The sequence below is a fragment of the Mesobacillus sp. genome, assembly GCF_047739415.1.
GTDB lineage: Bacteria > Bacillota > Bacilli > Bacillales > Cytobacillaceae > Mesobacillus.
The window spans coordinates 1-5263 of record NZ_JBIQOE010000295.1 but is presented as its reverse complement, the minus strand read 5'-3'; the positions used below and the strand labels follow the sequence as shown (position 1 = coordinate 5263).

Annotated in this window: 5 protein-coding genes; 1 reads left to right on the top strand and 4 read right to left on the bottom strand. The window is 40.5% G+C overall.

From position 1 onward, the window contains the following. The 3 genes from ACH0QE_RS24010 to ACH0QE_RS24000 all read right to left on the bottom strand — a co-directional run. A partial coding sequence (locus ACH0QE_RS24010) for an MATE family efflux transporter (protein WP_415802974.1) occupies positions 1 to 632 on the bottom strand: 632 nt, incomplete at its 3' end. Between the two features lie 72 nt (positions 633 to 704). Next, positions 705 to 1562, bottom strand: coding sequence for a hypothetical protein (locus ACH0QE_RS24005; protein ID WP_415802973.1), 858 nt, complete (start codon positions 1560 to 1562; stop codon positions 705 to 707). 21 nt (positions 1563 to 1583) lie between these two features. Then, positions 1584 to 2102, bottom strand: coding sequence for a hypothetical protein (locus tag ACH0QE_RS24000; protein WP_214708366.1), 519 nt, complete (start codon positions 2100 to 2102; stop codon positions 1584 to 1586). Between the two features lie 204 nt (positions 2103 to 2306). Here ACH0QE_RS24000 and ACH0QE_RS23995 point away from each other — a divergent pair, with 204 nt between their 5' ends. Continuing rightward, positions 2307 to 3818: a multicopper oxidase family protein gene (locus ACH0QE_RS23995; protein ID WP_415802972.1), complete on the top strand. Its 1512-nt coding sequence runs from the start codon at positions 2307 to 2309 to the stop codon at positions 3816 to 3818. 390 nt (positions 3819 to 4208) lie between these two features. Here ACH0QE_RS23995 and ACH0QE_RS23990 read toward each other — a convergent pair whose 3' ends face one another. Next, a complete protein-coding gene (locus ACH0QE_RS23990; RefSeq protein WP_415802970.1) occupies positions 4209 to 5114 on the bottom strand; it encodes a C39 family peptidase in 906 nt (301 codons plus the stop codon). Positions 5115 to 5263 lie beyond the last annotated feature (149 nt).

The window sequence follows — 5263 nt, the reverse complement described above, 5'->3', positions numbered from 1 at the left end:
CGTGAAATTACGGTTGCAATCCCTGCTCCTACGATGCCCATTTCGGGGATGAACAAAAAACCGAAAATGAGGACATAATCCAAAACAGCATTGACAATATTGATGACAATACGCACCTTCATCGGCGACTTTGTATCACCTGCTCCTCGAAGGATAGCGCTTAATACAAACATGAAGCTCATAACAATCGAAGGTATCCCAACAATACGGAAATACAGGGCACCGGCCTCGAGGACCTCTGCCTCGATTCCCATTAATTTCAGTAGCGGTTCAGCGAAAATCAAAGTAATGAGCCCCGTTATAATTCCAAATATGACAGCAAGGACGATTGATTGCTGTGATATATGCCTTGCTTTTTCTGGAAGGTTAGCACCAAGGAAGTTCGCAATCCTTACATTGGCTGCTACCCCAATTGCCATAAATAGCGCAAAATATATCGCAATGACTGCATTGGTGACCCCTACCGCCGAAACTTCTGCCAGACCGATTTTTGATACAAAGTATGTATCGACAAAGCCGAGAATCGTCTGGAAAAAGTTTTCGATGACTGCCGGAATAGCCAGTACCGTAATAATTTTCAATCGTCCTTTGTTCGTTTGCGGCATGTCAATTTCCCCTTCAATCTCCTTCATGTTTCTACCTCCTTTACTAGAAAATTGAACAATAGCACACAATTCTGTGTGCCATTGCTGGACTGATGCCTATTACTTAACTTCAATCACAAAAGGCACCGTATAAAGTTTTTGTTTGTACTTGAACTGTCCCCAAATTTTATACAATCCACTTTGGGGAAAGCTGGTCATATACTCAACATCTGGTCCTTTTGTGTTTTCATCTACTGGATGGACATGGAGAAATTCATTCATATCCTCACTGACAATCACGACATGTCCTGCAGAACCAAGATAAGGTTCAAGTTCAGTAATTGGGTTTCCATTCTTATCCTTTAGGGTGAAAATCAAACTTATATGCTCATCCACTTTCGCTTCTGGGAGAATGAGCTGGATTGTCAGGTCGTCCATCTCCTTTTTCAAAAGCTTGTCGGGAACAACCTCTTCCTTGGTTTCTGAGCCCTTTACTACAAGCTCATGAGAAGCAAGCTGCTGATTTGCCCCCTCCGGCAGGAAATCTGCATAAAATTTATATTCCCCTGCCTTTGGGAAGGTTGTCTTCACCTGAAATCTGCCTTTCCCACGATAATGCGGATGAAGATGCTGGAATACAGATAAATCCTTTTTAATTGCCAGTAGGTGCATTTCTTTTTCATGCACAGCTTGAAAAGTCTCGATAACCTTCCCGGAGAAATCTTTTATGTCAATAAAAATTTCTGTTTCTTGATCCACTTTGACCGTATGAGGGTTTGAGGTCCAATCAACCTGTACTTTTGCTATGTTCTCCTTATGGTCGTTGTGTCCCTGATGGGAGTCCATCATGCTATGTTCTTGATGATGTTCATGACTGTCATGCGGTGTTCGACTGGACTGGCTACTATCTTTAGTCATACTGCTGGTCTGACTGTGGTCATGATTGTTTACAGTACTATGTTCATTTTCAGTATTCATCTCTCGACCTCCAATCAAAATCTATTCTTCCATCATATGACTGAAATGATTCATGACTTTCTTTTGTTCATCTGGCGTACCCATAGGCGTTACATCTGCTTCAATCTCCTTCAGGAATTCAGTAACCATATTAAGCAGCTTTACTTGCTGAAGTGCCATTTCAATATGAGTCTGTTTGACCTGCGGGTCCTTCATTTTAAGAGCTGAGACGAAGTTATCCTTCGCCATTGCCTCTGTAGAAGCCTTAATTTCCATTGCGATGTGCTTGTCCATCAGCTGTGACCCTCTAGATGTAGTTTCGAGCTGACCCTCCGGAAGCTCATTGAAATCCGGAAGCTTCTCAAAATCACTACTGTCAGGATCAAGCATATCCATCATGATACGCACATGGCTTCGTAAAATCCCTACCTTAGTATTTAGCAATTCAAGTAATTTTTCCTCTTTTGCTTCTCTTGCCATAAGCTTTACTTTCATGATCATGCCGTCATGGGCAGGTAGGTGAGTTGAAATTAACCCTAAGTCAGATGCAGGTAATAGCATATTTTTATTCCTCCTTAATTTTATTTACTTTATAGTTTCTACCACAGGTTTCTCGAATTAAACTCCATAGAAAATGCATATTTGACTACAGTTAGCATTATTGTTTGCAATTATAAACCGGCGCTTATAAAATACACAGCGAGGTATTGTGTATTCAAAAATAAAGTCATGTAAAAGCTAGATAAGTACTAAAGGGAGGTAAAAATGGTGAAAAAAATTGTTATGGCCGCACTTATCTTATTGATTCTGCTCATTGTGGGCGGCTGGTTTTTTATGAGGGGTTTTGGCGGCATGAACGGCAACATGCCTGGACAAGGGGGAGGAATGATGGATGGTGGTATGATGGGTAACGATAACGGAGAGGTTGAAGATATGAAGAATGACTCACTCGCTGATGGAGGAACCTCTCTTCCCATTCCCCCCATCCTAAAAGACGAGAATCCAGACCCAGGAAAAGCAGAGTTCACTCTTGTTGCCCAAAAAGGATCCATGGAGTTTTTAGAAGGCAAACCAACAGATACGTTTGAATATAATGGCGATTACCTAGGACCCGTGATTCGTGTAAAAACTGGAGATGATGTTTCAATAAAAGTAAAAAATGAGATTGATGAAGCAACCACGGTCCATTGGCATGGACTAGAAGTTGACGGCGACCAGGATGGCGGCCCTCATTCCGGCATCCAGCCTGGAACCACGTGGAATCCGCAATTCAAAATTGAACAAAACGCTGCTACTTTATGGTATCATCCCCATCTGCTCCATGAAACTGGCGAACACGTATATAAAGGGCTTGCTGGTCTATTTATAATTGATGATGAAGATAGTGAAAACCTGGATTTGCCTAACGAATATGGGGTGAATGATATCCCACTAATAGTCCAGGATAAACAGCTCGATGAAGATGGTCAGTTTACCTATGATTTGAGCATGCACGATGTCATGATGGGACTGCAGGGAGATACGATTATGGTGAATGGAGCCATTAATCCTTATGTTGAAGTTCCTAAAGGCAAGGTCCGTTTCCGGCTGCTGAATGGCTCTAATGCAAGGATTTATCAATTCCAACTGAGCAACAATCAGAAATTTTACCAGATCGGGACAGATGGTGGACTCCTGGAAAAACCCGTAGAAATGGACCAGCTTATTTTAAGTTCTGCAGAACGTGCTGAGTTGATTGTTGATTTTTCAGAATATGAAGAGGGAGAAACCGTGGAATTGACCGATAAGGGAACTTCATTTATGAAATTCATCGTCACGGGCGAGGAAAAAGGGCCGAATAAAGTTCCATCAAAATTGGTTGACATTCCAGATCCAGATGAAACCATGGCTGCACGGACTCGGAAATTCGTCATGTCAGGAATGGGCCGTAATGTCAGCATCAACGGCAAACAGATGGACATGGATCGCATTGACGAGCAGCTTAAGCTTCATGATACTGAAATTTGGGAAATTTCGAATGAAGGAATGGGAATGATGGGGAATAATATGGGCATGGCTCATCCGTTCCACAGCCATGGAACCCAATTTCTGATCCTTGATCGTGATGAGAATCCCCCGCCGCCAAATGAACGCGGATGGAAGGATACTATTTTGGTTGCACCGGGTGAAAAAGTCCGGGCAATTGCAACATTTGATCATAAAGGGTTATTCATGTACCATTGCCATATTCTCGAGCATGAAGACGCAGGGATGATGGGGCAATTTAATGTGGAATAGGCTAAAACACCGGTGATTACCGGAGCCTTTTCGTTTACCACTATTTTAGGGTTTATTCATCCCAGATTTGAACCTATGCAAATAACCCAACTATAGCTGAAAGGCTGTCGCATTTAAACGACAGCCTTTCATGCATGGGAAGAAATCTATATTAAAAGGGGGGTGTCCTAGCAATTAAATAATAACGAATCAACGTGCACATAGTGTGCAATTCATATTACACATTTATTACATTTCGTTAAAATTACCAGGTGAATTTTATCTGTAACAGAAATTGTCGCTTTTTATTTGTACCCCCATGATTCAATCAAGAAAACCAGATACGGTTCTAATTTATGTATAACATATTTACAAAACAGCTTTTTAAATTTGTGTTAATCTTAATGTCACTTATTCAGAAATAAGGGAATCAGTAAATATAACTATGGCCTGCTTGCCCATTTGCTCCCAGGCCTCCTCAAAACTGCTGTATGGTTCTTTCCTGTTTTTTATTCCCGTGATAGGATCGTTAAAATATATATATTTATCGTCGTAACCAGTAATTAGGACTGAATGTTCTTTGTATGTGATTGATACAGGTCCTGATGGCGTTATCCATTCCTCAAAATAAGAGGCCGGCAGCTTCTTATAGGTTGTATTAATAATCACCCATATAGGAAGGTCCAAGGATAAATAGGTTTTAATTTCGGAAAAGTCAGCCCCCGTTATATCCTTTACTTTACCAGGTAAGTATTTTTCTGCTAGCTCAGCTATTGGTCTATGGTAAACACCAAATCCGGGTTTCTTATAGGTATACATATCCCCAATATAGCCATCGTTTGGATGTCCCCAGTAAGTTACACCCTCTCTTTTTTTGAGCAACACTGGATTCTTCTTAATGCCTGAAGCTAATTCCATTTTATCAACATCAATATCATTATATTGAAGCAACATTGCAAGACTAGTTACTTCACATCCTCGTGGAAGTTCCGGAAATTGTTTAACCACCGGTGCGTCAAGAAGCACTTTGTCCTTTATTCTTACAATCACCTTTTCCTTTATTGGACCCTCATTTTCATTCGAATCCTTTATTGAAGTTGCTTGGCCTACAAAATCCCCCCCCAATGCCAACACCTTATCAAGTGATTCACCTCTGTCATAAAAGATAAAAATTGCACCTATTAGGAAAGCAAATATGAGAGTTACCATAATGACTGCATGCCTTAATATACCGTTCTTAATCTTTGTACTCCCCCTGCCTGTTAGTTTAGTAACCATGTTATCATTTAATTTAGGAGAATTTATGCAGGGTGTCATTTACATTTTTCTCCCTTTTTTTAGGTGTTAGTGTTCTTATATTTATAGTTCTTAAGAATAACTAGCGGTATCGGATGGTAAGCAGTATCTATACCGCTAAATTTAAAGTCAGAAAAAATTTCCAATAAAAAAAAAGACCAACTATAAAA